The organism is Nitrosococcus wardiae (assembly GCF_004421105.1).
Taxonomy (GTDB): domain Bacteria; phylum Pseudomonadota; class Gammaproteobacteria; order Nitrosococcales; family Nitrosococcaceae; genus Nitrosococcus; species Nitrosococcus wardiae.
The window spans coordinates 949,854-976,060 of record NZ_CP038033.1 but is presented as its reverse complement, the minus strand read 5'-3'; the positions used below and the strand labels follow the sequence as shown (position 1 = coordinate 976,060).

The window sequence follows — 26,207 nt, the reverse complement described above, 5'->3', positions numbered from 1 at the left end:
AGCGCCGGTAGCAACAAGACTCCCCCATTCGCTTCCTGTGTGAGGATAAACATAGACCCGCTCTACGCCAAGTCAACTCCACCCCCGAAATCACTGCTTTGATGGAAAAGCTTTTTATGAGGAAAATTTGCTGCCAAAAAAACGGATGCTACGCTGTTTCATGCCCAGATGGGGTTGCTATTGGGGTCTCACGGTGACTAATCCAGGTGAGAGCCTGGTCAATGCGGGAAAGCGTTCTCTCCCGCCCTATTAATTCAAGCGTGACATCAATCGGTGGCGAAATGGGACGTCCCATCACCGCCACCCGCAAGGGTTGGGCTAATTTACCTAGCTTTAGTCCATACTTCTCCACCGTTTCGAGCAGAATTTCATGCAAGACGGAAGCTTTCCAGGACTGGACTTTTTCCAAAAGGTCACGTAACTCTTGTAAGGGTTGCAGCACGGAAGCATTAAGGTGTTTCTTGGCTGCTGTTTCCTCATAGCCATCAAAGTCGCGGTAAAATGGCACGCTGTTATGGGCCATTTCCACCAAGGTTTTGGCCCGCTCCTGCTGGGCCTGAACAACTGCAGTCAAATCAGGCCCCTCGGCAGGATCAATCCCTAACCGCCCCAAGTGCCAGCTCAAATGGTGGACAATGTGGGCGGGCTCACTCTTTTTAATGTACTGCTGATTGAGCCAAAGCAATTTCTCTGGGTTAAAAATAGAGGCCGATTGATTGACATCCGTAATGTCAAATAATGTGATCATTTCATCCACACTGAAAACTTCCTGATCCCCATGGGACCAGCCCAGGCGAACTAAATAGTTCAGCAGTGCCTCAGGTAAATATCCCGCCTCCCGGTAACTGACGACACTGACGGCACCATGCCGCTTCGATAGGCGTTGTCTATCCGGACCTAAAATCATAGGCACATGGCCATAAACCGGCGGTTCCTTACCCAGGGCATAGAAAATATTGCTCTGGCGAGGAGTATTGTTGAGGTGATCATCTCCCCGAATGACATGGGTTATTCCCATATCCATGTCATCCACCACCACGGTTAAGTTATAGGTGGGGGTGCCATCGGCACGGGCTAGGATTAAATCATCCAGTTCACTATTCTGGAAGACCACCGTACCACGAACTAAATCTCGTATCACGACCTGACCTTCCAGGGGGTTTTTGAAACGGACCACAGGGGAAACTCCTTCCCGTGGAGACTGCCGTTCCCGACATCGCCCATCGTAACGAGGTTTTTCCTTACGGGCTATCTGCTCAGCACGCCTCGCCTCAAGCTCCTCTCGGGTACAGTAGCAAAGGTAAGCATGACCGGAAGCCAACAATTGCTCAACGATCTCCCGGTAGCGGGAAAAGCGATCGGTTTGGTAAAAAGGTCCTTCATCGTATTCCAAACCGAGCCAAGTCATTCCTTCAAGGATGGCATTGACCGACTCGACAGAGGATCGCTCCCGGTCCGTATCTTCCATACGCAGGATAAAACGGCCTCCATGTTTGCGCGCATAAAGCCACGAAAAAAGAGCCGTGCGAGCGCCACCCACATGCAAGTAGCCAGTGGGACTAGGGGCAAAACGGGTACAAACTGTCATCGTAGAAATCACCTGATTTTTAAAGTAAACGCCAGATATCTAATGAGTATTTTAACAAGGCGCTAGCACTTTGGCCCTGGCCTGGAAAACCTTAAATTAGGAACTTTCCCTGGGCAGATGTGACTAACCCAACCAATACTCCGTAGCCCATATTGATAGAAAATCAAGCTGAGAAAATGGCCTTTCATAGTGTTCAAATCTTCTCTCTCCCTTTAAATGGCAAAAGTGTAAAAACTTCGACTTTAAAGGGGAATTATCAGTATGATTATCATCCTCAAAAATCGGGCTCTCCGTTTAACCCTAATATAGAGTGGGATAATTTTATGATAAATGCCAAAAACGCTTTATTAGGTGTAGCATTGATCATGATTTTGGCCTTCTCGGGCATGGCCACCGCCGAGACCCATGTCATTAAGACCATAGGACCGGCATTTAACCCCATGGTGGTCTTTGCCGAACCCGGCGATACCATCAGCTGGACCAATATGTCCGCCCATGACACCCGATCAGGCAATGGCCTCATCCCCGAAGGCGCTGAACCTTGGCAATCCCAGATGGGCCAAAATTTTAACATCACCCTCAAAGAAGAAGGTATTTATCTATACGAATGTAGCCCTCATATTGGCCTTGGCATGACGGGAGCCATCGTGGTCGGTGAGCCTAAAAATCTTACCGAACTGGAAGAAAGGGTGAAAAGCGCCCATGGTGCGGTCCAACGGGCCTTTAGGAAGGCTAAACAGGCTATCAAAGCTAGGCAGTAGTTAAAGAATTCTACACTTTTCCCATTGAGAAACGCCGCCCTAGCAGCGGCGTTTGCTCTTAAACAGCATTATTGGAAAAAGCATTTTTTATTATTGGCCAATGCTTGGGCCTTTTTAAGCAACCCCGCCTTACGCCGACCCTCTTCTGGATCCCGGAAGAGACCTCCTTTCTCCCCTCCCACATTCATCAATTGAAGTATGGTATTTCCTTCCACATAGGTGTCGACACTCACCTGACGGGCAATTTCGTCAATGCTGCAGGAACACTTATACAACATCTCGGGTTTGTTGCCGTTAGCTGCCATGCACTGCAATACGTACTCCACTCGCATAGCGGTAGGATAATCATTCGCTGTCACTTAAGACCTGCCCCCAAAATTAGCAACTTAAGTTTCCTCATCTCTTGCACCTCTGGCTCAGTTCTCGATGATGTTTCCACAGGGATTTCAGACTGCCCCACCAAAAATCAGTTCCTAGCACAATAGTCCTATTCTACGCTATCTCCTCTCTAGTGAGTTTGAATTGGGGGCGATTGACTTATGAACCAAACCTTATTGCTACAGCCAAGAATTGCAAAGTTTGGCAAGTATGCGATAATTTTTCGTCTTTAGCGGGAGCAATAGATTAAAGTAATAAAAATGCGAATTGGAATTCCTAAAGAGATCCATACGGGTGAAAAGCGCGTTGCCACTACCCCCGATGCAGCCGAGCGCCTGCAAAAATTAGGGTTTTCAGTGGCGCTGGAAACCGGTGCCGGCCTCAATGCCAATTTCTCCGATGCAGCCTACCGTGAAGCAGGGGTTGAAATTGTTGAGGACACCCAATATTTATGGTCAAACTCGGATATCATCCTCAAAGTCCGTCCTCCGGAAATGCACCCCGAATTGTGCATTGATGAATTAGAGCTATTGCGGGAAGGCAGTTACCTGCTCAGCTTTATCTGGCCAGCCCAAAACAAGGAGCTATTGGAGCGCTTAGCGGCTAAAAAGGCCAATGTGTTAGCGATGGACAGCGTCCCTCGAGTCTCCCGCGCTCAGAAGCTCGATGCCCTGAGCTCAATGGCTAATATTGCGGGTTACCGGGCCATTATTGAAGCTTCCCACCATTTCGGCCGTTTCTTTGCGGGACAAATTACTGCTGCAGGCAAAATTCCCCCTGCTAAAATCCTGGTCATCGGGGCGGGTGTTGCCGGACTTTCAGCAATCGGTACCGCCGTAGGACTGGGGGCTGTTGTGCGAGCATTTGACACTCGGCCCGAAGTGAAAGAACAAGTCCAGAGCATGGGGGCTGAGTTTCTTGAACTCAAATTTGAAGAACAAAGTGCTGGAGAAGGCGGCTATGCCAAGGAAATGACTAAGGAATTCATCCAGGCAGAAATGGACCTCTTCGCCCATCAGGCCATGGACGTGGATATTATCGTGACCACCGCTTTAATACCCGGCAAAAAAGCTCCCGTACTCATTACTGAGGGCATGGTGGAGTCGATGAAAGATGGCAGTGTCATTGTTGACCTGGCAGCCGAGCAGGGAGGGAATTGCGCCTTAACGAAACCTGATGAAGTCGTCGTGAAACACGGGGTGGCTCTTATTGGCTACACTGACCTACCAAGCCGCCTCCCCACCCAGTCGAGCCAGTTATACGCGACCAATTTACGTCACTTACTTGAAGAACTATGCCCTGAGAAGGATGGCACTGTCCATTTGAATATGGAGGATGAGGTGCTTCGAGGCCTCACGGTAATCAAAGAAGGGGAGATTACCTGGCCCCCTCCGCCACCTAAGATATCGGCTGCACCTGCTCCCAAACCAGAGCAACCGCAACCGGCACCGGCGCCTGCCCCAGCCGAGGCAAAAGAAAAATGGAAACTTTCCAAAGAATGGCGGATTGGCTTACTCATGAGCCTAGGCGGTCTGGGTTTATGGGGTCTAGGAACAGTAGCCCCTCCCTCCTTCATGACCCATTTCACGGTATTTGTGTTAGCCTGCTTCGTGGGCTATCAAGTTATCTGGAATGTGACGCCCTCTTTGCACACCCCGCTGATGAGCGTCACCAACGCTATCAGTAGCATTATCATCATTGGGGCACTGATTCAGGTGTCCAAATCTGGGATTCTGATTGCGCTCCTAGCCGGAATCGCCATCTTGATCACCAGCATCAACATTGCAGGTGGTTTTCTCGTAACCCAGCGTATGCTGCGGATGTTCAGGAAGTAGGAGGCACAACATCATGTCCCAAGGCTTGGTTACCATGGCCTATATTGGCGCAACTATCCTGTTCATCCTCAGTCTGGGAGGCTTGAGCCACCAGGAAACAGCGCGGCGCGGCAACCTCTATGGCATGGTGGGCATGGCCATCGCCATCCTCGCCACGATCCTCAGCGAAGCAGTTACCGGTATCGGCGCTTATGTGTGGATAGTCATCGCCATGATTATCGGCGCAATCGGGGGGGTCCAAGTGGCCCAGCAAGTCAAGATGACCCAGATGCCGGAACTGGTGGCCATACTCCATAGTTTTGTTGGCCTTGCTGCCGTCTTAGTCGGCTATACCAACTTCATTGCTCCAGAGACCCACCCCACGGGGGTCGAAAAAACAATCCATGACATTGAAACCTATCTCGGCGTGCTTATTGGGGCCGTCACCTTTTCCGGTTCCGTCATTGCTTTTGGCAAGCTGAGCGGACGTATCAGCAGCAAACCATTATTGCTTCCTGCCCGTCACTGGTTAAATCTAGGGCTTTTGATTCTGGCAATTTGGCTAGGTAAAGCCTTTGTAGGATCTGAGTCAATGGGTGGAGGATTATTCTACCTCTTCCTGATGACGGTGGTTGCACTGGGATTTGGCGTCCATATGGTGATGACTATTGGAGGCGCAGACATGCCCGTCGTTATTTCCATGCTCAATAGCTACTCAGGATGGGCGGCAGCAGCCACAGGCTTTATGCTTGCTAACGATCTATTGATTGTTACCGGAGCCTTGGTGGGCAGTAGCGGCGCCATTCTCAGCTATATCATGTGCCGGGCAATGAACCGCAATTTCATCAGCGTAATTATGGGAGGATTTGGTACCGAAGGGGGAGGCGCTACCGCTACCGCCCCTGGCGACGCCCAGGGGGTCGTAGCCATTACTGCTGAAGAAACTGCCCATCTGTTGGAAACGGCTAAAAACATCACCATTATCCCCGGTTATGGCATGGCCGTGGCTCATGCCCAACATACCGTTTATGAAATCACCAAATTATTGCGTGAGCAAAACATTAATGTCCGCTTTGCAATCCATCCCGTTGCCGGGCGCATGCCAGGTCATATGAATGTATTGCTAGCTGAAGCCAAGGTCCCCTACGACATCGTCTTGGAAATGGATGAGATTAACCAGGACTTCCCCCGCACGGACGTGGCGGTGGTGATTGGCGCCAATGACATTGTCAACCCTTCCGCCCAGGAAATTCCTGATAGCCCCATTGCAGGCATGCCGGTCCTTGAAGTGTGGAAAGCAAAAACCACCATCGTGCTGAAACGAGGCATGGCAACGGGTTATGCGGGTGTAGATAATCCGTTGTTCTACAAAGAAAACACGCGCATGCTTTTTGGCGATGCCAAGGACAGCCTGGATACGGTGCTCTCCCATCTCCATAAGGATACTCAGGAAACCGCTTCCTATCGGGCTGCTGCCCACTAAACTTAAGATTTAGGATTTTCCCTATTAAGTTAAGGATGAAAAGAAAGGCTGTGACTCGTTGTTTTAAAATTTCCAAGACCAGCCAAGATGAAGAAGCTATTACTTCAACTTGACACAGACCCGGTTCCAAGCGTCTTCGATCAGGTGGTGGCCTATGACTCTGGCGTTGACCACATCATCAGCTATGGGGGGGTGACGCCCGATAAAGTCGAAAACCTAGTCCATGGTCTTATGTTCACCCGAGGCGGTAAGCAATTGGCCAATAGCGCCATCTTCCTCGGAGGTTCCCATGTCTCGGCTAGTCAGCAACTTGCCGAAGCGGTCAAAAAATGCTTCTTTGGGTCGGTGCGGGTTTCGGTCATGCTCGATCCCAATGGCGCGAACACCACGGCGGCGGCCCTAGCCCGGAAAATCGTGGGAAATTACGATATTCGCGCCAAGAAAGCCGTTATCCTCGCTGGCACTGGTCCCGTGGGACAACGCTGTGCCCTTTATTTGCTCAAGGAAGGGGCCAGCGAAGTTGTCCTAACTTCTCGTCATATCAGCCGCTCAATGGCAGTCGCTAAAGAAATGCAATCCCGCTACCAAGCCAGGATCACACCTGCCGAGAGTCGTTCCACCGAAGATACCAGAGCCCTATTAGAAAATGCCCACGTGGCCATTACCTGTGGGCCGCCGGCTGTTTCCCTTCTCCCCCAATCCGTATGGTCAGCTGCCTTGACTTTAGAAATCATGGCAGATGTCAATGCGGTGCCCCCCCTGGGTGTAGAAGAAATGAAGGTCACAGATGATGGTGTGGAGCGCTTTGGTAAGCGTTTCTACGGTGCCATTGCCATTGGCAATTTCAAAATGAAGATCCATCGGAGCAGTATTACCTCCCTCTTTAAAAGCAACGATTGCTTGTTGGATGAGATAACGATCTACGATATTGCTTGTAAAATCGACGAGTAACCCATGGGATTATCTTCCTAGATAATGCCGTACCCACCGGGGAATGGTGTTCGGGTATCCGCCCCAGCCCGCCTCCACTTGGGATTCCTTGACCTGCATGGAGGGTTAGGGCGAAGGTTTGGCAGCATCGGCCTGGCTTTAGAATGGCCTCGCACTATTGTGGAGGCCATGCCTGCCCCCCGCTTCTATTACCAAGGCCCCGTGAGTCATCGAGCCCAGCGGATAACTGAGCATTTTTATAAGGTACTCTCAAAGCAACGCCTGCAGGCCAACCGTGCCGTTCATCTGACCATCAAAGAGGCCATCCCTGACCACTCAGGACTTGGCTCTGGCACCCAGCTTGCACTTGCCATAGGCCGAGCCATCAGCCAAGTCAATCATCTGCCGTTGAGCATCCCCGAGATTGCCGCCCTGCTCGATCGGGGTAAGCGCTCAGGTATTGGTATTGGAAGCTTTCTCAAGGGAGGGTTTCTGGTTGACGGTGGTCTGAAACCCAACGGACGAATACCGCCTCTTATCTGCCGCCATGACTTTCCTGAAGAATGGTGGATACTTTTAATCATTGAGCCTACCCTGCAGGGTCTCCATGGAACAGCCGAAAGCGCGGCTTTCCACAGCCTTCCCCCCTTTCCCGCGGAACAGGCGGCAGCCTTATGTCGCCTGACCATGATGCAGGCCCTACCGGCCCTGGTGGAACGGGATATTAAAACTTTCGGCCAGGCGCTCAATGCTATCCAAGCTGCCATAGGAGACTATTTTGCCCCTGCCCAGGGAGCCCGGTTTGCCAGTCCCTGGATAGCAGCCGCCTTGCAACAGGCCCAACAATGGGGGATTCCTGCCGTGGGCCAAAGTTCCTGGGGGCCTACGGGATTTGCCTTAGTTGAGGGAGAAACCGCAGTACGTAACCTCCAAGCCCGTCTTATCCAATGGGCTAAGGGGGCCCTCCAAGGGGGACCAAAATTGCAATTTATCATTACTCGGGCCTGCAATCAGGGTGGCAAGATGGAATCTTTCGTGGACCCAACAAAGTAAATCGAATATTACCCCCGACTAGATAAAATATCCGCTTTTTTTCCTGCCTGTCCAAGTGAAGGATTCAGACTAGCACTCCGGGCTTGAGCTAAAGACGCCGGCGTCGAGCTTCCAGACAGCGTGTCTGGTCACGCTTACTCCAAGCTCTTTAGACCTCCTTTAAACGGGAAATGCTATAAAGTACATTGGTAAAGGCCCAACCCTAATAATGGAGGAGGGTGCTCCGTGGAAAAACGCTCTATCATTCACATGCTAGACCCCATGCCCCATGTCAGCCCGTTTGACATCAACATGGCAGTGGATACGGGATTTGAGGTGATTGTTCCCTACCCCCATGTCAAACTTGAGGAAATCAATGGTCTGGTACAGGATACCATCTTCTCCCGGGGTCCAGGGGGAGTAAAGCGAACTGCAATTTTCCTGGGTGGACGAGACATCGGCCTGGCGCTGGAAATGCTGGAGGCGGCAAAAAATGCCATGGTTCCTCCTTTTGAGGTTTCAATACTGACCGACCCTAGTGGTGCCTTCACTACTGCCGCTGCCCTCGTCGCCTGTGTGGAAAAAGAACTCAAAGCCAAACATGAGACTGAATTAAAAGGCTGCCGGGCCGTGGTTTTCGGTGGCACCGGCCCGATGGGGATAGCTACCGGTATTATTGCCGCCCTTGCAGGAGCCGATACTCACTTGGTGGACCATCTCTCCATTGATACTGCTTTAGAAAAAGCTAACGAGTATAAATTGAAGGCATAAAACTTAAAGATTTCGGCGCACCGCTTAAATATGCCTCAGGCGCAACAGGAGCGGTAGGCATCGGTGCCCTGGCCGTTGGAGATGTGAAATATAAACTGCAGCAAACACTTCTACGGGCCTTGCTAGACACTCAATAACCGGTCTGTTTAGATTTTCGTGACGCTTTCAAGCAAGCTCGAAACCTGCTGTAACCCAAGAAAATGGGATCTGGCCCACCCCATCCTCATTCTGGGTACCAGCGGACGCGCACTAGCCCAATCCGCCGCCGCTGGCGGATACCGCGTGTTGGTTGCTGACTGCTACGCTGACAGAGAAACCCGGCAGGTTGCCTCAGCTTGGGTCCAGATCCCCCCCGGCGCTGATGATGAGCATTGGCGCCAGAGGATAGCTCAGCTCATCAGGACAGAAACCAACCCGGTGGGCCTGGTTTTTGGGAGTGGCTTTGAAAACCGCCCTGAGTTCATGGAAGAATTGACTCAGTGGGGAGTATTATTAGGTAATAGACCCCACTGTGTTCGCCTGCTTAACGATCCTCGCCGTTTTTTCTCCTTGCTGTGGAAACTCGCCATTCCAGCACCGGAAATCCGCTTCTCCCCCCCTGATCCTACCCACGGATGGCTGCGCAAGGCCATTGGCGGCACGGGTGGCCATCATGTATTACCGATGACCAAGGCACTAATCCACGGGAAGCGGGTTAGATGGCAAGAAATGCGCCCGGAGAGTCAAAAGCGGCGCGCCTCTACCTCACCCCCCTATTACTATCAACGGAAGCTAGAAGGGCAACCGGGATCGGTGCTATTTCTCGCCAATAGCAAGGAAACGCAAATCCTCGGCTATAACCACCTATGGACCGCTGCCACCCGCGCCGCACCTTACCGTTATGGCGGAGTTGCCACCCCCTTAAACTTAACGCCCTCTGCCGCCACCTTTTTACAAAGCTATCTCCGCACAATAGTGACAGCAACCGGACTGCGGGGCCTCAACGGATTGGATTTTATCCAGGAGCCGGGGGGGATCCAGGTCCTAGAAATCAATCCTCGCCCCCCCGCTTCCCTCGACCTCTATCACGATCTCTTTAACCCCTTTGACGCCCATGTCAAAGCCTGTCTAGAGGTTCCCTTATCCTTTAGGGTTACCTCCATCACCACCACCCGCGCCTTTTCCATTCTCTATGCCCCTTATCCATTGCAAATCCCACCCCATATGGTCTGGCCAACCTTTTGCTATGACTGCCCAGTGGCCAACCTCAAGATTGAGCGAGAAGAACCCATTTGTTCCATCCACGCCAGGGGGGCCAATATCGAAGAATGCCGACAGCTGATTCGACGGCGCCAACAACAGGTGCTGAAACTGCTGTCTCCAAATAAAACACCCGCTTAGAGATTCCCACAACCAAGCAACATGCCGAGATTTCGGCTATTATTTTCCTACCACCCTCGGCCCAATCAATGATAGAAATTGGCTATGAGCGATCTTGGAGCACAATGGCCCAGCATTAATGCAAGCTGCCAACCCTTCGTGGAGCGCCTTGTTCATGAGGCGGAATCCCTTCGACTCAAGATCCATGACCTTGATAACGGTACTCAAGTTGTGGATGCGGGGATTGAAGCTCCTGGGGGTCTAGAAGCAGGCAGACGGATAGGGGAAATCTGTATGGGGGGTTTAGGCTGCGCCACTTTAGGCACCATTAGCGGTTTTGAGGCTTGGCCCTGGTCGGTCAATGTTCATACCGCAACCCCTATCCTCTGTTGTCTAGGCAGTCAGTATGCGGGCTGGAGTCTGTCCCACCAAAGCGAAAAGGGAAGTAAATTTCATGCCTTGGGCTCAGGGCCGGGACGCGCTTTAGCGGGAAAAGAAGAACTGTTCAAAGCGTTGGGCTACCGAGATAAGGCCGAAGCCACTTGTCTAGTCATGGAGGTGGATCAATATCCCCCTGTGGCCATCGCCGAAAAAATCGCCACGGCCTGTGGAATCAAACCGGAGAATTTGACCCTTATCCTGACCCCGACAACCCATTTAGCGGGAGTAATGCAAATTGCTATTCGGGTTTTAGAGGTGGCTATACACAAAGCCCATACTCTGAAATTTCCCCTGGGACAGATCGTCGATGGCTATGGAGTCACGCCTGTAGCACCACCAGGGGGGGATTTTATGACTGCTATGGGCCGAACCAATGATGCTATTTTGTTTGGCGGCCAAGTGCATCTTTTTGTGGATTGTAAAGATAGTGAGGCTCAGGATCTTGCCGAGCAGATGCCCAGTACCAGGTCGCGGGATTACGGCCGACCCTTTGCGGAAATATTCAAATCCTATCGCTATGATTTTTTTCAAATCGATCCGCTGCTATTTAGTCCTGCCAAAGTGCTGGTGACCTCGATCAAAAGCGGTAAAAGTTTCCAGGCAGGCAACTTGAACCTTGAGTTGTTAGCTAAAACTTTTGGCCTATCCTCATGATACGGGTGGTCATCTTTAATGATAGCCACGGCTGGCACAGCGACCAGCTAGAGACCGCCCTGGCCCCCTATGGGATAACCCTTATCCGCTCCAACTTGGCCCAGTGCCGGATTGATCTCGATCGGCCCTCTGGACTCCATATTCCTGGAATAGGAGCGGAACTACCAGATGGAGTCATCGTCCGCGGTATTGCCGCCGGGAGTTTTGAACAAATCACCTTACGGCTAGATATATTGCACGCTCTGGCCGAACTGGGGGTCCCTGTATTGAATAGCCCATTGGCCATTGAACGCACGGTAGACAAGGCGCGAACTTCACTGCTCCTACGCTATAAGGGCGTACCCACCCCCCGTACCTGGGCTTGTGAAGATTGGGAGCAAGCCCGCTTCGTTAGTGCCCAAGCACAGCAAGAAAAACATGAGCTCGTTCTGAAACCATTATTTGGTTGCCAAGGACAGGGGATTACCCGGATAGGAAAGAGCACTGATCTGGAGACCTGCGAGGTCACCGGAGGGCTTTACTACTTGCAAGAATTCATACCCCCCACTCAGCCCAATAGGTGGCAGGATTGGCGGTTCTTTGTAGTCGACCACCGTTGTATTGCTGCCATGGTTCGCCGTGGTCGAAGCTGGATCACCAATGTTGCCCGAGGAGCTGAATGTTTCCCGGCCGCTTTAGATCGGCAAATGGGCACCTTAGCCTGCCAAGCCACCCGGGCGGTTGCTGTTGACTATGCGGGCGTGGACATCATCCAAACTCCAGATAAGGGTTTTCAGGTTCTAGAGGTTAACAGCGTTCCCTCCTGGAAGGCCCTGCAACAAACCACGGGGGTCAATATTGCTAATGCCTTAGCAGAAGCTTTACTAAAGCGTCTCCAGCATCCTTATTTGGAGCAGAGCGGTTGGTGACAAAACCTGGGGTTCAAGCCACCTGGCCAAACTTAGCAAGGATTATTGAGTGGGCTTGCCGAGTTGAAGTATTAGCACCCAAGCCTGGCAATGTGAATGCTTATGGTCGCGGACACGGCATGGAGGTAGAGGACTTTTTGCACAGTGCCCAGGCTATCGCCCCCGTATTAAGCATCCCCGGCAAAGGGGTTGGTGAGCGCATCCTTGCTGCGGTGATAGCAACCAAAACCGTGGTCAAAACCAATACCAATCTGGGGATCATCTTGCTATTTTCCCCCTTAGCAAGGGCCACATTGGAGGCGGAGAAGCCAGCCACACTGAGACAGGCATTGACCACTGTGCTGGCCCGCCTGGACATCGATGATGCCCGCCTAGCCTATCAAGGGATTCGCCTCGCTCAACCGGGAGGCATGGGGCATAGCCCAGCACACGACATTGCTGAAGAACCCCAAGTTACGCTGCTAGAAGCTATGCAATGGGCTGCCGAGTGGGATAACATCGCGCGGCAATACCATAGTGGCTTTGGGGATATTTTTGAGCTGGGCATACCTAGCCTGCTTGAAGGGTTCGCCAAATGGGAAAATATTGAGTGGGCAACCACATTGGCGTATCTTACCTTTCTCGCTACTCTCCCAGATAGCCTGGTAAGGCGAAAATATGGCGCTACTGTCGCAGCGCAAGTTGCACAAAAAGCCTCCCAAATACAAAAACAGCTTATAATTCAAGGACCAGGGTTCCAGATGGAGACGAAATTAAGAGCTTGGGATCAAGCCCTTAAGCGAGATCTCATTAATCCAGGAACCAGCGCTGATTTGACTGCTGCAACGCTACTTGTAGGAGCTTTATGCCAAACCAGTGAACTCAAGTTTTTGGAGGCTTGAAGAACTAATTGCTTGGATTCTTCAATAGTGAGGGGCGCGTGTCCTTTTAGACACGTTGCAGCCTATTATTTCCAGTAGGAGATAATCTCATGGGGTTTTTCGACAAACTGTTTGCTAGGGGGGAACAAAAAATGCCCGTTGTAGACCGCATACTCGTTGGCGAAGCGCTAGTCATTGAAGATAATGATCTAAAAAATGTTGCTCATGTTGATATCATCATGGGCCCCCGCGGTAGCGCGGCAGAAGATGCCTTCTGCAATGCGCTGACCAATCAGAAAGAGGGCCATAATTCTTTACTAGCGCTGGTCGCTCCCAATCTGATGGTCAAACCAGCTACTGTGATGTTTAACAAGGTCACTATCAAAGGCGGCAAGCAGGCCGTCCAGATGTTTGGTCCTGCCCAGCGTGGGGTTGCCATGGCGGTGGCCGACTGTGTTGAAGACGGGACGATTCCTGCCAATGAAGCCGACGATATTTTTATCTGCGTAGGCGTCTTTATTGATTCCAAGGCTGATAATGATACCCGCATCCAGGACTGGAATTACGAAGCCACCAAGCTGGCTATCAAACGCGCCGTAGCGCGCGAACCCAAAGCCTCAGAAGTGGTGGAACAAAAGGGGAAAACCCAACACCCATTTGAGGCTCACCCCTAAGTCCTTATATTCCTTGAATTAAAAATAATCTGGCATCGTCCTCTCTTGAGAGGGGACGATTCTTATAATATCTGCCGCCTTTAAACTCCCTTCATGCAAGGCGCTCGCCAGCAAGGCCCCCTGCACTCCCCTGGCTGCCAATCGCCTTAAGTCTTTGAGACAACGGACTCCACCTGCTGCCAATAATTCTCCCCTTTGAGGACGTTTTTGCTTCAGCCGTTCCAAGAGAGCCCAATCTGGCCCTTCTCCACTTCCGACCTGATCTAAGCTCATGGCAATGACCGTTTCGGGCCACAACTCCGGCTGCTGATCCAATCCCCTAGGACCTAGAAATTCTCCTCTGCGGTGATCCAAGGACAGTACTAAGCGGTCCGCCCAAGGGGAGGTTTGCAGCATCTGCCAGAACTCTAAGTTGGGTAGAGTTTCCGTTCCCACAATGGGTCGTGCTATCCCCAGAGCGAGCCACTGGATTATAGCGTTATGGCTGGCTATTCCTGCATCTACCCATAAGGCCAAGGCAGGATAGTTTTCAGCGATAGCCCCTATTACCGCGCTATTATCACCTTGCCCCATAATAGCGTCTAAATCGGCAATGTATAAATGGGGGAATCGATAGAGCTGCAGTAATCCTGCCACTACCCCTAAAGGGGAAGAATCGGGCGTAAGGGGAGAAACTAAGGGCAGATAGCTATCCCGCCGCCCACCGCTGGCATGGACGACCACCCCACCCAATAAATCAAGGACGGGAAGAAGTTTCATTGCGCAAATCCTTTACAATAAATACCTACCCTATCCTAGGCTAATACTAAACAATGAAAATCCTAGTTTATGAACACATCACCAGCGGCGCTCTCTGTACAGAGCCTTTACCCGACCATCTGGTGAGAGAAGGCAATGCCATGCTGCAAGCGTTGCTCAACGACTTGGCAGGAAATCAAGGGGTACAGCCCGTTATTCTTCGGGATTTCCGCCTAGACATTCCCCCTCATACCCACCGCTGCCACTATGTTCGCGACTTGGACGATTTTCGCCGCCGCTGGCTCGCCTGCTTAGACTATGTGGATGGAGTCTTGCCCATTGCTCCAGAGACCGATGGCCTATTGGCCGAAGTTCAGTCTTGGGTACTCAAAACAGGCAAACGCTTACTCGGCTGCCGCCCCGAGGCAACCGCCATTGCCGCGAGCAAAACCCGGACTGCCGAATATCTGGCTGCAGCAGGACTCACCACCGCCCCCACAGTCTGGCTTAGGGATTGGCAACCTGATACTTTTACAGCAGGCGCCCTGATCTGCAAGCCCGATGATGGTGCAGGGGGTACCGATGTTCTATATTTTGAGAACGCTACCGCGCTAAACACCTGGAAACAGCAAAGCCCTTCCGAGACTTGGGAAAAGCAAATTGTCCAACCCTATATCCAGGGAACAGCAGCCAGCCTCTCTCTGCTCTGTGCTGAAGCCGAAGCCCATTTATTGTGCGGGAATCACCAACAGATCCAGATTGAAAATGGCGCAATGCGCCTTACCGGCATTACGGTCAATGGTATGGAGTATCAGCGACTGGATCGCAAAATCTTCCAAGGCCTCGCCGATACCATTGCCAGCGTCCTCCCTGGGCTATGGGGTTTTGTCGGGGTGGATCTTGTTCTGAGTCCCCTGCCGGTGGTGCTAGAAATCAATCCCCGCCTCACCACCAGCTACGTAGGGTTGCGGGAAGTTTACGGAGTGAACCCTGCTAGCTGGTTCATGACCCTGCTGCACAAAGGGATGGAGGCGGTAGAATTGCCGCCTCAGCCCAACCAAAAAGTGACTATTTCGGTGGAGGAAGGGCTTGCTATCCAAGCAACTCACTGTTAGCGGCTGGGATATTGGCGGTGCCCATCTCAAAGCAGCATTGACTGATTCCCAGGGTCGAATTACGGCATGCACTCAACTCCCCTGTCCCCTCTGGCAAGGCCTAGAAAAATTAACACAGGCTTTCAGCCAAATGGAGATTGAACTAGGAGATAAGGGTCGTTTGGCCGCCATTACCATGACCGGAGAACTGGCTGATTTATTTAACGACCGGGATGAAGGGGTCATCAAGATCCTAGAATATACCTCACAGCATTTTCAGGATATACCGATATACGTATTCACTGGGGCGCAAGGGCTCATCCCGCTGGAGCAAGCACTCAAGTATACAGAAGCCATTGCTTCCGCTAACTATCTTGCCACTAGCCAGTTAGCGGCCCGACATTGGATTCAGGGACTATTCCTGGACATTGGCAGCACCACCAGCGATCTCATTCCCTGCAGGGAGGGGAGTCCCTGCCCTCACGGCAACAATGATCAGGAACGCCTTAGGAGTGGTGAGCTGCTCTATAGCGGGGTGATACGCACCCCCCTTATGGCCTTAGCCCGGCAAGTCCCCCTGGAAGGACACTGGGTGCGGTTAGCCGCCGAATACTTTGCCACTACAGCCGATGTCTATCATCTATTGGGCTGGCTTTCAGCAGGTGTGGATCTTCATCCAAGCGCCGATAATCAAGGCAAACAGCCGCAAGACTGCGCTCGGCGCCTAGCCCGAATGGTAGGGGCGGATAGCAAACATTGGCCCCTCCAAACCTGGCAGGGGTTAGCGGCCTACTTTGCTGAGCGACAATGTCAGCAACTGACCAAGGCCAGCTTCCAGGTGCTCTCGAAGGCAGAGCTTTCGCCAGAGGCCCCCATTATTGGTGCGGGAATAGGCCGTTTCCTCGCTGCCGAATGTGCTCGGCGGCTTCATCGCCCCTACAGGGATTTTGCTACCGCCTTAGAAACTAACCTACAGGCCTACCTGAGCGCTGACCATGCCCCAGCCGCTGCCCTTGCCCGGCTTGCCTGGGAACAGCTGCAAGGTAAAACCGACTAATCTGATATATGAAGCCACAATCTCTATATGCGGAACTGCCCTACTGCGAGGACTCGGTACCGCTATTCGAGGCGATACGTCTGGAGCCCTGGCCCATATTTTTAGATAGCGGCAGGCCCACTAGCTCATCTGGACGCTTTGACATTATTGCCGCGGATCCCTTCGTGACTTTCAGCTGCCGGGGATCCGAAACGACGGTTTGTAAGCGCCATGATAGCTTTTTAAGCCTTGAAAATCCCTTTGCCCTGCTGCAATCTGAACTGCACCGCTGCCACAATAAAAAACCTCCCCTTGCTTTTCCTGAGCTTCCTTTAGCGGGTGGCGCCATGGGCTATTTCAGCTATGACCTAGGACGGCGCCTAGAGCAATTGCCCACCTTTGCCCTTGATGCTGAACATATGCCAGAGATGGCTGTCGGGCTTTATGATTGGGTCATTGTCGTCGACCACCACCAGCGACGCTGCTTCCTCCTAGGACAAGGTTATGATTCCCGTACTTGGAAACGATGGGAAGCGCTTAAATTTCACCTTAGCCAAGCCCGTCGCTTGCCACCCCCATCACCATTTCGGTTATGCGGCCGGATTGAATCCAACATGGACCGGGAAGACTATCACCAGGCTTTTGCAAGAATCCAACACTATATCCGTGAAGGAGATTGCTATCAGGCAAATTTAGCACAACGCTTTGAAGTTCCGGCCCAAGGGGATCCGTGGATCCTCTACCGTCGCTTACGCTTGCGCAACGCCGCCCCCTTCAGTGCCTACTTCGCCACCCCAGAAGGGGTGGTATTGAGCACCTCGCCGGAGCGCTTCTTACTCGTCAATGAAGGCCGGGTTGAAACCCGCCCCATCAAGGGCACTCGGCCCCGAGATTCCAACCCTATGGTGGATCATAAATTTGCGCTGGAACTTCAAAATAGCCCCAAAGACCGGGCAGAAAATGTGATGATCGTCGATCTTTTACGTAATGACCTAGGCCGAGTCTGCCTCCCAGGCTCAATTCATGTGCCTAGCCTCTGTGCTATTGAGTCCTTCGCGACTGTCCACCACCTAGTAAGCACCGTACGCGGTCAACTGGCACCCGGGCGAGACTCCATAGATTTACTGCAAGCTTGCTTTCCCGGAGGATCAGTCACAGGCGCCCCCAAGGTGCGCGCCATGGAGATCATCGAGGAATTAGAACCCCACCGCCGCGGGATTTATTGTGGCAGCCTGGGCTATATTGGTTTTGAAGGCAACATGGACACCAATATTGCGATCCGTACTCTGGTTTATAACCAAAACTCTTTGCGCTTCTGGGCAGGAGGGGGAATCGTTGCCGATTCGGTGGAAGAGGCTGAATACCAGGAAACCCTAGATAAAGCAGCAGCTATTTTGCAAACCTTGAGCGAGTATAATGCTCCCGCATCGGGCAGAGTGATATAGATGTGGGTCGTCAAGCTTGGCGGCAGTCTTTATGAAAGCCACTGCTTACCCCGGTGGCTTCATCAACTCGCTACCTCTGAAGGCCCAATTGTCATCGTGCCGGGTGGGGGTCCCTTTGCTGACCAAGTACGCCATGCCCAAAACCGCTGGAGGGTATCCGATTCCTGCGCCCATGGGATGGCCTTGCTTGCCATGGAACAGTTTGGCCGCTTGCTACAGGGCTTGGAACCTAGACTTTGCCTCGCAGCCAGCCGTAAAGACATCAAACAGGCACTCAGCCAACAGGGAGTTCCGATTTGGTTGCCCGCAGCCGAGCTATTGGATCAACCTGCCATTCCAGAAAGCTGGGAGGTTACCTCTGACAGCCTAGCGGCCTGGCTTAGCGGTCAACTAAAGGCCAGCCGGCTCATCTTGATCAAAAGAGTACGGCTATCGGAACCGGTCATCAGCGCCCGAACCCTTGCTGCCCAGGGGATCGTTGACGCCGCTTTCCCTCGTTTTCTTCATTCCCTGACGGTTCCCTGCTATTGCATTGCCGCCGATGACTACCTCCAAATCATCCAGGCAGGTATGGCTAATAGGGGAACCCGGATCTGTCCAGATAAATAAATTGCCCAGTTATCGGCTAGAACAAAGCCTTAACTGGGCACAATATTATAAATTATCTCAAAAAATTTAATTTATAAATATTGTTATAATGCCAATAGCCATGTTGCCATTATGAAAAGAACAAAGCCCCCGCATGATTTGAATAATCTCATCACGGACTCTTCCTCTTTGATGGTCAACGTTCCTTGAAACCGACGTCTTTGCATATTAACCATAGTAAATACCTCTGCTATTTACTGGAGGGTAAATTTCCCCCTCTATCTTATTAGGCATATTTTATGCCGTTTATATCCGTAAAATTTAAAAATTAAGGCACTTAAATAAGCACCACCAAAATAAGTATTTGTAAAATATAAGGTATTTTGGAGCAGACGGGTGTGTAGAATGAAGAAATAAAAAAGAATTTGCAGCTTTTTTTTTACAGCAGAAAAAATAAGTTTGCAAAAAGCCACCTAACAGTCGGTTTCGCGTTGCTCAACCGCCCCTACGAGCCGACAAGTAGCGTGCGCTGTGCGCACGAAGAGGCTAAAAATCCCAGCGGAATTTGGCTAGGCTCCCCTAACGGCAATCCTCTATCGTCGCTTCTAGCAGCTCGGGTCTAAAATCACCGGTCACCGTAGCCTGCCCCAGCTGTTTCAGTAATACCAGGCGCAAATGCCCATCGATGACTTTTTTATCCACTGCCATCAGCTCCATGAAGCGAGCCTTATCAATTTCTCGCGGGGCATGCCTAGGAAGCCCCGCCTGCTCCAGTAGATTAAGCACCCGCTTTACTTCTGGAGTCGACAACCACCCTAGCCGCCTTGACAAATTCGCTGCCATTGCCATACCCACCGCCACCGCTTCACCATGCAACCAGGTACCATACCCCAGACCTGTTTCAATCGCATGGCCAAAAGTATGGCCTAGATTAAGAATTGCCCGTATCCCTGATTCGCGCTCATCGGCCGCAACGACCTCGGCCTTATTATGGCAAGACCGCTCAATGGCTTGTGCCAATGCTAAGGGATTTCGCGCCAATAACTCATCGATATGCTCCTCTAACCAGACAAAAAATGCCGCATCCCGGATAAGGCCATATTTGATCACTTCAGCCACTCCCGCCCGCAACTGCCTCTCATCCAGGGTATTGAGGGTATCCGTATCAGCCAAAACACAGCGGGGCTGGTAAAAAGCACCAATCATATTCTTTCCCCGAGGGTGATTAACCGCCGTCTTGCCCCCGACAGAAGAATCCACCTGGGCTAATAAGGTGGTAGGAACCTGGATATAAGCAACGCCCCGCTGGTAACAGGCCGCGGCGAATCCCGCCATGTCACCAATGACACCGCCACCCAAGGCAATCACGGTGCAGTGCCTGGAAAAGTGGGCTTTAAGCAACCCATCAAAAATCCGCCCCAGTACCTCCAAAGTCTTATATTGCTCACCATCAGGCAGAATTACTTGGGCACAGCGGTAGTCTTTGAGCCCCTTCAAAAGGGCCTCTAGATATAAAGGCGCCACCGTCTCATTAGTGACGACCATGACCTCAGATCCCACGATATGCTTTACCAAAAGGTGGCCCTGGTCTAACAGACTGCTGCCAATATAGATGGGATAACTGCGTTCTTGAAGGTCGACTTGTACTGTAATCATAAAGCAACAAACACCTATAGCCTTGCAAAAAGGCAGGCTACTTTATTTAAAGTCATTCTGCCCTCGCTACTTTTAGCGTATGGCGGAAAATTTCTGCCCGTGAACATTTCCATACCGTTTAAGCTGCCGGAGCACTTCATTGGCAACGGCCTTGATTGGCCGTTCGCCTGTTTTGATAGTGATATCCGCTACCTCTCGATACAGGGGATCACGCTCCTTGAGTAAGCGCTTCAAGCGCTCTAACGGATTCTCCGTCTGTAATAAAGGACGGCTGTTATCATGGGCAGTACGGCGATATAGTTGTTCTGGGGATGCATACAAATAGACGACGGTTCCTCGCTGTGCTATTTTTTGCCGATTCTCGAGGGCAAGCACCACTCCCCCCCCGGTAGCCAATATAATATTGTTTAGCTGGGTAAGCTCAGCAATAACTTTACTTTCACGCTGCCGGAAACCGGCCTCCCCCTCGATTTCAAAGATAACGGGGATACTGACCCCGGTACGGCACTCAATTTCACGATCACTATCATAAAATTTTCTGCCCAGCGTCTTTGCTAAGCACCGACCAAGGGTTGTTTTACCGGCCCCCATTGGGCCCACAAGGAAAATATTTCTAGCCATATTGAATCCACAAATCGCTAATAGGCGACCTGCACAAAGAATAGCTCATGCCTAAGGGGAAGAGCCGCCACACGAATGACTATTGTACAGTAATGGCGGCCAAAATAAGAAAATCGAGCCCTCTAGGAGAACTCGACCTTCTTATTCAGATATAGCGGTAGCTGGGGATTATAACTTTATTCCCTCCTTGATAATCTTAGGGGTCACAAAGATGAGGAGTTCATCCTTATTGTTCACCTCCGATTTGTTCCGGAACAATGTCCCCACATAGGGCAAATCCCCTAAAAAGGGTACCCGGCGGCTCGCTCGGTTCTGCTCCTGCTCATAAATTCCGCCGAGCACGACGGTTTGACCGTTGTCGACAAGCACCTGGGTTGCGACCTCGCGGGTATCGATGCTGGGCACCCCATTAAAAACTTGCCCCACACTGTCTTTGTTCACCGTTAAGTCCATGATAATTCTATCATCAGGCGTAATTTGAGGAATCACCTTTAGGCTCAGCACGGCCTTCTTAAAGGAAACGGAAGTAGCACCGCTGGAGGTGGCTTGTTGAAAGGGAATTTCGGTACCCTGTTCAATCAATGCTTCCTTCTGATTAGAGGTGATAACCCGTGGATTGGAAATCACCTCACCACGTCCTTCTGCCTGAAGAGCGGAGAGTTCCAACTCTAACAGGTTACCCAGAGGCAGCTTGGTCAGGGCGAGGGCAATCCGCGCTGCGTCTTGCCGGGTTACAGGCAAATTGACATTCATCCGATCCTGAAGCTCCAAAGTCTCCCTATTGATGATCTGGGTCGTGCCATTGAGCGAACCCGAGGTGACCACTTCATCAAAAGCCCCGCCAGTATCTTCTCGCTTGCTTAAACCAAACCGGATCCCCAGATCCTTGCTGAAATCACTATTAGCAATGACAATACGGGACTCAATCAGCACCTGACGCACTGGAATATCTAGGCGAGCCACCAACTTTCTAAGATCCGCTAACCTGTCGGCCGTATCCATTACCAGTAAGGTGTTAGTGCGCTCATCAACCGTCACATGGCCTCGCGGCGACAAAAGAGTATTTTCTTCAGCTTGGATAAGCGCAGCAAGGTCGCTAGCCTTGGCAAAGTTCACCTGAATAAATTCAGAGCGCAGCGGTGCTAGCTCTTCCACCTGTTTTCTAGCTTCTAACTCCAGCCTTTCACGAGTTGCAATCTCTTCAGTCGGTGCCACTAAGATCACATTACCCGTACGGCGCATATCCAGTCCTTTAGTTTTGAGGATAATATCCAAAGCCTGATCCCAGGGTACATTCTTGAGCCGCAGGGTTACATTGCCTTGCACCGTATCGCTTGCTACCAGATTTAATCCCGTGAAATCGGCAATCAACTGCAAAACAGCGCGTACCTCAATGTTCTGGAAATTTAAAGAAAGTTTTTCGCCCACATAGCCAAACTCCTTTTTCTTGGCTAATTCCTTTTCCTTTTTCGTGAGCGGCTTGAGTTCGATAATTAAGGTATCCTCGGACTGATAAGAAAGGTGCTCATGTTCTGCTTCAGTGGGACTAATAATCATGCGCACACTCCCATCCTTGGCAAAAGTATCGATAAGTTTAACCGGCGTAGCAAAGTCCAAAACATCAAGGCGCCGCTCAAACTCCTTGGGCAGGGAAGTATTCATAAAATCAACGATAATACGCTCCCCTTCCTCCCGGATATCTACTGGAGTCTGGGCATCCGAAAGAGATACAATCACTCGGCCTTCACCGTCCTCGCCACGCCGAAAATCAATATTTTTGATCAAATACTGCCCGTCATTAGCAGCCGTATCTGGTCTAGCTGAAGCGACTATAGAAGAACCGTTTACAGTGACATAAACGATATTTTTCTCTACCCGAGTTTCAAAAGCCGCGCTCTGAACCAAATTGATCACGACCCGGGTTCGATCTGCTGCCTCCACCATAGTGACACTCCGGGTCATCCCTACTCCAATATTCTGGGATCGAGGCGTTGTGCCGATTTTGACTCCTGGAAAATCTAATACAATTCGAGCTGGATTATCAATTGCAAAGAACTTAGGTTCAGAAACCGGCGTTGAGAACTCCAACTGAAGCTGGACTCCCTCACCCGGTAAGGATGAATATTCAATGTCCTGCAATTCGGTAGCAGCCCAGGCTGTACAGGGCAACAAACACAGGAGCAGCAGACCTATTAAAGCGTGGAGGAAACAGCGCTGTCCGCACGCCTGACTAGAAATAGATGGAACGACTGTGTGCGTGGACTTCATTAGCTTCCCCTTATTACTACTCCGCCAATGCCAGCATGTTCTGGCGCTCTAACCAACCGCCCTGCTCATCAGAGACGATCTCGGTGAGTTCAATCATTTCTTCGTTAATGTGGGTAATCCTGCCATAGTTTCGGCCCATATAATTACCTTTTTTAACACGATATAAAATTCCATCGGAGGCTCGAACAATCGCCCAAACCTCCTCCCCTTGTTCAAGTAGACCTACCATCTTAAGCGAAGCGAGGGGATATTCCTCCAAAGCTTCTCTATGTCGATTCAGATTAGGCTTAAGGGTATTCTTAGATCCAGGACTCATCTTTGCCATGGGTCCCGGAGGGAGTTCTACTACGGTGGGAATAAAAGGATTGCGCAACTCAGCCGCTTGATAAGTAAAAGTTTCATGGGGTTTGATTTCTGGCAAGGATTCAATCGTCCCTTTAGGACGAGATTTTACCTGCTCCACATATTGTTTTAGATCGATCAACTGCTCATCGCTACAGCCGGATACTGAAATCAATAAAACACCAAGCAAACCCATGGTTCCTGCTGGAGAACTCAGTTTGATTTCTTTCTTAATATGCTGCACATTATTCATTTTTTACCCCGCTTTTGGCCCATTACTACCTCGCCTTCGTCAAAATAACGGTAAGTCTTGGCGGTAATATCCATTGCTAGCTGCCCGGTCTCCTTCTTCTCACCTTCGATAGAAAAATCGTGTAAGGTCACAATACGGGGAAGAGCCGCCACCTTGCTCACGAATTCTCCAAATTGGTGATAGTCGCCAATGACCCGAATTTGAATAGGTAATTCAGCATAAAAATCTGCTGGTACTTCAGAGCCCGGTTTGAATAGTTCAAATTCCAACCCACTTGACAGCCCTGTTTGAGAAACATCAACTAATAAGTCGGCAACCTCTGTCTTACTAGGTAATTGCCGCAGCATGGCGCCGAAGGAAAGCTTCATCTCCTCCATCTGTTTTTCGTAGGCTTCTAAGTTGGCTGCCTTCTTCTGTTTAGCTTCAAAAGTGGCTTTCAGCTCCGGCTCCTTATTTTCAAGCTCCTCGAGCTGTAGCAGCTTGTCTTTAGTAAAAAACCAATAACCGCCACCCGCCACTGAAGCGCAGAGCAAAATAACCGCAATGGCCTTAGCAATAATGGGCCAATCACCAACTTCACTGAAGTCAAGTTCATTGAGTTCTGATAGATTCATTACAACGCCCCCGTATCGCCGTGGCTATTGGTATGGTTCTCATGCACGCGAAGCGTAAAATTACGCACGGCTCGTTGGTTATTTCCTGTTCTCTCGATGACATCTAATCGAGGATCTTGAAATACGGGAGAAGAATCTAAATTGCGCATGAAGACAGAAACCCGAGCATTTGACTCAGCCACACCGTGTAATATATTGGTATGCCCTTGACGCTTTATATTCTCCAAATGAATCCCATTAGGAAGCATTCGAACTATTTCATCAAAAAGGTGCACAATCTGGGGCCGGCTAGCTTGAAGCTTCTGAATTATTTCCATACGTGCCAGAAGCTTCTCTTTCTCTTTTTCCAAATCCTTAATTTTATGTATCTGCTTATCTACAATGGCTATCTGATCTTGTAAGAATTTATTGCGTTGAGTTTGGTTATCGATTAAGCCATTAATATACGAGTTGATATAAAAGACAATACTGGCCGCTAGAACTGCCCCGAAACCCAAGGCGAGATAAAATTGTTTTTCCCGTTCTTTGCGCTGGGCTTCACGCCAAGGCAATAAATTGATACGAGCCATTAATCAAAACTCCTAAGTGCTAAGCCGCAGGCAGTCATCAAAGCTGGAGCATCACTGTACAACTCCTTAGCTTTAACCTGAGAGCCTAACGCCATATCAGCAAAAGGATTCGCAATCGAAACAGTAGTACCCGCCATATGCTCAATCAGTTCGTCTACTCCAGGAATAGAAGCACATCCACCTGCCAATACCACATGATCAACGCTGTTATATTGGGTTGAAGAAAAGAAGAATTGAAAAGCACGGCTGACCTGCTGGGCAATTGCCTTTTTGAAAGGTTCTAAGATCTCGGGAATATAATTATCTGGCAATCCCCCTTGACGCTTCGCTAAATTAGCTTCCTCATAGGACAAGCCATATCGCCGTTGTATTTCTTCCGTAAGCTGATTACCACCAAATATTTGTTCCCGGGTATAAATAATTTTGTAATCATGCAACACATTAATCGTGGTTAAAGTTGCACCTACATCCACAACAGCAATGGTTTGCCCTTTCCCTCGGCTCGGCATCTGGCTCGCAATCAAAGGAAAAACTTTTTCCATAGCATAAGCCTCTACATCCATTACTGCGGGTGTTAAGCCTGCCAGTTCCAATGCGGCTACCCGTGCTTCAACGTTTTCACTGCGGCAAGCAGCAAGCAGCACATCCACTGCTTCAGGATCTTTTTCAGAGGGAGTCAGCACCTCAAAATCCAGATTAACTTCCTCCAGGGGGTAAGGAATATACTGTCCTGCCTCTAACTCGATCTGACTCTCGAGTTCGCGCTCTGAAAGGGTATTTGGAACGGAGATGATCTTCGTAATTACTGCTGAACCAGCGACTGCTGCAGCCGCTTTTTTTATTCGGGTTCCCGAACGTTTAACCGCCCTTTTAATCGCCTCACCAAGGGCTTCCACATCTTCAACCTTATTTTCAACCACAGTATGAGGTGGCAAAGGCTCAATCGCATAATTTTCTACACAAGAGCGTTCTCCCTTTCGGCTAAGTTCAAGCAGCTTGACGGCTGATGAGCTTATATCTATCCCCAACAGAAAAGGAGGTTTGCGAGAAAATAAGCTCGATGATTTTTTCCCAGAGTCAAGTGAATTACTAATACGATCCAATGAATTTAGCATAAGCGCACCCGTCGATATTGCCTGCCTTTAACCGAAGACGACCCCTTTGCCTCACCACAGCCCTATAAAGATTTTTTCCAATTACAACCACGGCTTGACTGAATAGCTTTGCTTGTGCTGAACTCAGGTGGTAGACCAAGGTCGTAGCTTAAGTTGGATACACGTTTTATACTGTTCCTAACCACGTTCCTTTGATATAAATCACATGCTTGTCC

At 50.5% G+C, this 26,207-nt stretch carries 25 protein-coding genes; 15 read left to right on the top strand and 10 right to left on the bottom strand.

Annotated elements, in window-relative coordinates; translation table 11 throughout:
- Nucleotides 1-148: 148 nt before the first annotated feature.
- The gene (gltX, locus tag E3U44_RS04720; RefSeq protein WP_134356901.1) at nucleotides 149-1,588 is read right to left on the bottom strand and encodes a glutamate--tRNA ligase; all 1,440 of its coding nucleotides are present in this window, start codon (nucleotides 1,586-1,588) and stop codon (nucleotides 149-151) included.
- Between the two features lie 323 nt (nucleotides 1,589-1,911).
- On the opposite strand from gltX, the gene E3U44_RS04715 reads away from it, so the two are divergent.
- On the top strand, nucleotides 1,912-2,349 hold the full coding sequence (locus E3U44_RS04715; RefSeq protein WP_134356900.1) for a plastocyanin/azurin family copper-binding protein: 438 nt from the start codon (nucleotides 1,912-1,914) through the stop codon (nucleotides 2,347-2,349).
- A 68-nt stretch (nucleotides 2,350-2,417) separates the two neighbouring features.
- Here the strand turns inward: E3U44_RS04715 and E3U44_RS04710 are convergent, their stop codons facing one another.
- Nucleotides 2,418-2,708 carry a hypothetical protein gene (locus tag E3U44_RS04710; protein ID WP_134356899.1) on the bottom strand — a complete coding sequence of 97 codons (291 nt, stop codon included), beginning with the start codon at nucleotides 2,706-2,708 and terminating at the stop codon, nucleotides 2,418-2,420.
- Nucleotides 2,709-2,987: 279 nt separating this feature from the next.
- Here E3U44_RS04710 and E3U44_RS04705 point away from each other — a divergent pair, with 279 nt between their 5' ends.
- From E3U44_RS04705 to fae, 10 genes are all read left to right on the top strand, one after another.
- Nucleotides 2,988-4,562, top strand: a complete 1,575-nt coding sequence (locus E3U44_RS04705; RefSeq protein ID WP_134356898.1) for a Re/Si-specific NAD(P)(+) transhydrogenase subunit alpha — start codon at nucleotides 2,988-2,990, stop codon at nucleotides 4,560-4,562.
- 13 nt (nucleotides 4,563-4,575) lie between these two features.
- On the top strand, nucleotides 4,576-6,024 hold the full coding sequence (gene pntB / locus E3U44_RS04700) for a Re/Si-specific NAD(P)(+) transhydrogenase subunit beta (protein ID WP_134356897.1): 1,449 nt from the start codon (nucleotides 4,576-4,578) through the stop codon (nucleotides 6,022-6,024).
- A gap of 87 nt (nucleotides 6,025-6,111) precedes the next feature.
- Nucleotides 6,112-6,975, top strand: a complete 864-nt coding sequence (locus tag E3U44_RS04695; RefSeq protein WP_134356896.1) for an NAD(P)-dependent methylenetetrahydromethanopterin dehydrogenase — start codon at nucleotides 6,112-6,114, stop codon at nucleotides 6,973-6,975.
- A gap of 24 nt (nucleotides 6,976-6,999) precedes the next feature.
- Nucleotides 7,000-8,007 carry a beta-ribofuranosylaminobenzene 5'-phosphate synthase family protein gene (locus tag E3U44_RS04690; RefSeq protein ID WP_134356895.1) on the top strand — a complete coding sequence of 336 codons (1,008 nt, stop codon included), beginning with the start codon at nucleotides 7,000-7,002 and terminating at the stop codon, nucleotides 8,005-8,007.
- Between the two features lie 225 nt (nucleotides 8,008-8,232).
- Nucleotides 8,233-8,757, top strand: a complete 525-nt coding sequence (locus E3U44_RS04685) for an NAD(P)-dependent methylenetetrahydromethanopterin dehydrogenase (RefSeq protein ID WP_276321959.1) — start codon at nucleotides 8,233-8,235, stop codon at nucleotides 8,755-8,757.
- 156 nt (nucleotides 8,758-8,913) lie between these two features.
- A complete protein-coding gene (locus tag E3U44_RS04680; RefSeq protein ID WP_134356894.1) occupies nucleotides 8,914-10,137 on the top strand; it encodes an ATP-grasp domain-containing protein in 1,224 nt (407 codons plus the stop codon).
- Between the two features lie 84 nt (nucleotides 10,138-10,221).
- Nucleotides 10,222-11,211 (top strand): methenyltetrahydromethanopterin cyclohydrolase, encoded by a 990-nt coding sequence (mch, locus tag E3U44_RS04675; protein WP_134356893.1) that lies wholly within the window; start codon nucleotides 10,222-10,224, stop codon nucleotides 11,209-11,211.
- Nucleotides 11,208-12,119: a RimK family alpha-L-glutamate ligase gene (locus E3U44_RS04670; RefSeq protein WP_134356892.1), complete on the top strand. Its 912-nt coding sequence runs from the start codon at nucleotides 11,208-11,210 to the stop codon at nucleotides 12,117-12,119. Before mch ends, E3U44_RS04670 begins: the two co-directional genes overlap by 4 nt.
- Nucleotides 12,116-13,000, top strand: a complete 885-nt coding sequence (locus E3U44_RS04665; RefSeq protein WP_206054888.1) for a triphosphoribosyl-dephospho-CoA synthase — start codon at nucleotides 12,116-12,118, stop codon at nucleotides 12,998-13,000. Before E3U44_RS04670 ends, E3U44_RS04665 begins: the two co-directional genes overlap by 4 nt.
- 89 nt (nucleotides 13,001-13,089) lie before the next feature.
- Nucleotides 13,090-13,653, top strand: coding sequence for a formaldehyde-activating enzyme (gene fae, locus E3U44_RS04660; RefSeq protein ID WP_276321958.1), 564 nt, complete (start codon nucleotides 13,090-13,092; stop codon nucleotides 13,651-13,653).
- A gap of 18 nt (nucleotides 13,654-13,671) precedes the next feature.
- Here fae and E3U44_RS04655 read toward each other — a convergent pair whose 3' ends face one another.
- Nucleotides 13,672-14,412, bottom strand: coding sequence for a HisA/HisF-related TIM barrel protein (locus tag E3U44_RS04655; RefSeq protein ID WP_134356891.1), 741 nt, complete (start codon nucleotides 14,410-14,412; stop codon nucleotides 13,672-13,674).
- A gap of 53 nt (nucleotides 14,413-14,465) precedes the next feature.
- On the opposite strand from E3U44_RS04655, the gene E3U44_RS04650 reads away from it, so the two are divergent.
- The 4 genes from E3U44_RS04650 to E3U44_RS04635 are packed head-to-tail and all read left to right on the top strand — an operon-like array spanning nucleotide 14,466 to nucleotide 18,575.
- Entirely contained in the window at nucleotides 14,466-15,506 is a 1,041-nt protein-coding gene (locus E3U44_RS04650; RefSeq protein ID WP_134356890.1) for an ATP-grasp domain-containing protein, read from the top strand.
- Complete coding sequence (locus E3U44_RS04645) at nucleotides 15,481-16,542, top strand: hydantoinase/oxoprolinase family protein (protein ID WP_134356889.1); 1,062 nt, start codon at nucleotides 15,481-15,483, stop codon at nucleotides 16,540-16,542. The genes E3U44_RS04650 and E3U44_RS04645 overlap by 26 nt, the downstream gene beginning before the upstream one ends.
- Before the next feature lie 8 nt (nucleotides 16,543-16,550).
- The gene (gene pabB / locus E3U44_RS04640) at nucleotides 16,551-17,966 is read left to right on the top strand and encodes an aminodeoxychorismate synthase component I (protein ID WP_134356888.1); all 1,416 of its coding nucleotides are present in this window, start codon (nucleotides 16,551-16,553) and stop codon (nucleotides 17,964-17,966) included.
- On the top strand, nucleotides 17,967-18,575 hold the full coding sequence (locus E3U44_RS04635) for an amino acid kinase family protein (protein ID WP_134356887.1): 609 nt from the start codon (nucleotides 17,967-17,969) through the stop codon (nucleotides 18,573-18,575).
- A gap of 558 nt (nucleotides 18,576-19,133) precedes the next feature.
- On the opposite strand, the gene aroB is transcribed toward E3U44_RS04635, so the two are convergent.
- The 7 genes from aroB to E3U44_RS04600 form a co-directional block, all read right to left on the bottom strand.
- Complete coding sequence (gene aroB, locus E3U44_RS04630) at nucleotides 19,134-20,210, bottom strand: 3-dehydroquinate synthase (protein ID WP_134356886.1); 1,077 nt, start codon at nucleotides 20,208-20,210, stop codon at nucleotides 19,134-19,136.
- Between the two features lie 72 nt (nucleotides 20,211-20,282).
- Nucleotides 20,283-20,831, bottom strand: coding sequence for a shikimate kinase AroK (gene aroK, locus E3U44_RS04625; protein ID WP_134356885.1), 549 nt, complete (start codon nucleotides 20,829-20,831; stop codon nucleotides 20,283-20,285).
- 168 nt (nucleotides 20,832-20,999) lie between these two features.
- On the bottom strand, nucleotides 21,000-23,099 hold the full coding sequence (locus E3U44_RS04620; RefSeq protein WP_134356884.1) for a type IV pilus secretin PilQ: 2,100 nt from the start codon (nucleotides 23,097-23,099) through the stop codon (nucleotides 21,000-21,002).
- Nucleotides 23,100-23,115: 16 nt separating this feature from the next.
- Nucleotides 23,116-23,694, bottom strand: coding sequence for a pilus assembly protein PilP (locus tag E3U44_RS04615; protein ID WP_134356883.1), 579 nt, complete (start codon nucleotides 23,692-23,694; stop codon nucleotides 23,116-23,118).
- Nucleotides 23,691-24,308, bottom strand: coding sequence for a type IV pilus inner membrane component PilO (locus E3U44_RS04610; RefSeq protein ID WP_134356882.1), 618 nt, complete (start codon nucleotides 24,306-24,308; stop codon nucleotides 23,691-23,693). The genes E3U44_RS04615 and E3U44_RS04610 overlap by 4 nt, the downstream gene beginning before the upstream one ends.
- Nucleotides 24,308-24,877: a PilN domain-containing protein gene (locus E3U44_RS04605; RefSeq protein WP_134356881.1), complete on the bottom strand. Its 570-nt coding sequence runs from the start codon at nucleotides 24,875-24,877 to the stop codon at nucleotides 24,308-24,310. Before E3U44_RS04605 ends, E3U44_RS04610 begins: the two co-directional genes overlap by 1 nt.
- A complete protein-coding gene (locus E3U44_RS04600) occupies nucleotides 24,877-25,992 on the bottom strand; it encodes a pilus assembly protein PilM (protein ID WP_134356880.1) in 1,116 nt (371 codons plus the stop codon). Before E3U44_RS04600 ends, E3U44_RS04605 begins: the two co-directional genes overlap by 1 nt.
- Nucleotides 25,993-26,207 lie beyond the last annotated feature (215 nt).

Bases quoted from the DNA above. Each gene is read 5' to 3' on its own strand.
- gltX (WP_134356901.1), bottom strand. From the start codon at position 1,588: ATGACAGTTTGTACCCGTTTTGCCCCTAGTCCCACTGGCTACTTGCAT.
- E3U44_RS04715 (WP_134356900.1), top strand. From the start codon at position 1,912: ATGATAAATGCCAAAAACGCTTTATTAGGTGTAGCATTGATCATGATT.
- E3U44_RS04705 (WP_134356898.1), top strand. From the start codon at position 2,988: ATGCGAATTGGAATTCCTAAAGAGATCCATACGGGTGAAAAGCGCGTT.
- pntB (WP_134356897.1), top strand. From the start codon at position 4,576: ATGTCCCAAGGCTTGGTTACCATGGCCTATATTGGCGCAACTATCCTG.
- E3U44_RS04695 (WP_134356896.1), top strand. From the start codon at position 6,112: ATGAAGAAGCTATTACTTCAACTTGACACAGACCCGGTTCCAAGCGTC.
- E3U44_RS04690 (WP_134356895.1), top strand. From the start codon at position 7,000: ATGCCGTACCCACCGGGGAATGGTGTTCGGGTATCCGCCCCAGCCCGC.
- mch (WP_134356893.1), top strand. From the start codon at position 10,222: ATGAGCGATCTTGGAGCACAATGGCCCAGCATTAATGCAAGCTGCCAA.
- E3U44_RS04670 (WP_134356892.1), top strand. From the start codon at position 11,208: ATGATACGGGTGGTCATCTTTAATGATAGCCACGGCTGGCACAGCGAC.
- fae (WP_276321958.1), top strand. From the start codon at position 13,090: ATGGGGTTTTTCGACAAACTGTTTGCTAGGGGGGAACAAAAAATGCCC.
- E3U44_RS04655 (WP_134356891.1), bottom strand. From the start codon at position 14,412: ATGAAACTTCTTCCCGTCCTTGATTTATTGGGTGGGGTGGTCGTCCAT.
- E3U44_RS04650 (WP_134356890.1), top strand. From the start codon at position 14,466: ATGAAAATCCTAGTTTATGAACACATCACCAGCGGCGCTCTCTGTACA.
- pabB (WP_134356888.1), top strand. From the start codon at position 16,551: ATGAAGCCACAATCTCTATATGCGGAACTGCCCTACTGCGAGGACTCG.
- E3U44_RS04635 (WP_134356887.1), top strand. From the start codon at position 17,967: ATGTGGGTCGTCAAGCTTGGCGGCAGTCTTTATGAAAGCCACTGCTTA.
- aroB (WP_134356886.1), bottom strand. From the start codon at position 20,210: ATGATTACAGTACAAGTCGACCTTCAAGAACGCAGTTATCCCATCTAT.
- aroK (WP_134356885.1), bottom strand. From the start codon at position 20,831: ATGGCTAGAAATATTTTCCTTGTGGGCCCAATGGGGGCCGGTAAAACA.
- E3U44_RS04620 (WP_134356884.1), bottom strand. From the start codon at position 23,099: ATGAAGTCCACGCACACAGTCGTTCCATCTATTTCTAGTCAGGCGTGC.
- E3U44_RS04615 (WP_134356883.1), bottom strand. From the start codon at position 23,694: ATGAATAATGTGCAGCATATTAAGAAAGAAATCAAACTGAGTTCTCCA.
- E3U44_RS04610 (WP_134356882.1), bottom strand. From the start codon at position 24,308: ATGAATCTATCAGAACTCAATGAACTTGACTTCAGTGAAGTTGGTGAT.
- E3U44_RS04605 (WP_134356881.1), bottom strand. From the start codon at position 24,877: ATGGCTCGTATCAATTTATTGCCTTGGCGTGAAGCCCAGCGCAAAGAA.
- E3U44_RS04600 (WP_134356880.1), bottom strand. From the start codon at position 25,992: ATGCTAAATTCATTGGATCGTATTAGTAATTCACTTGACTCTGGGAAA.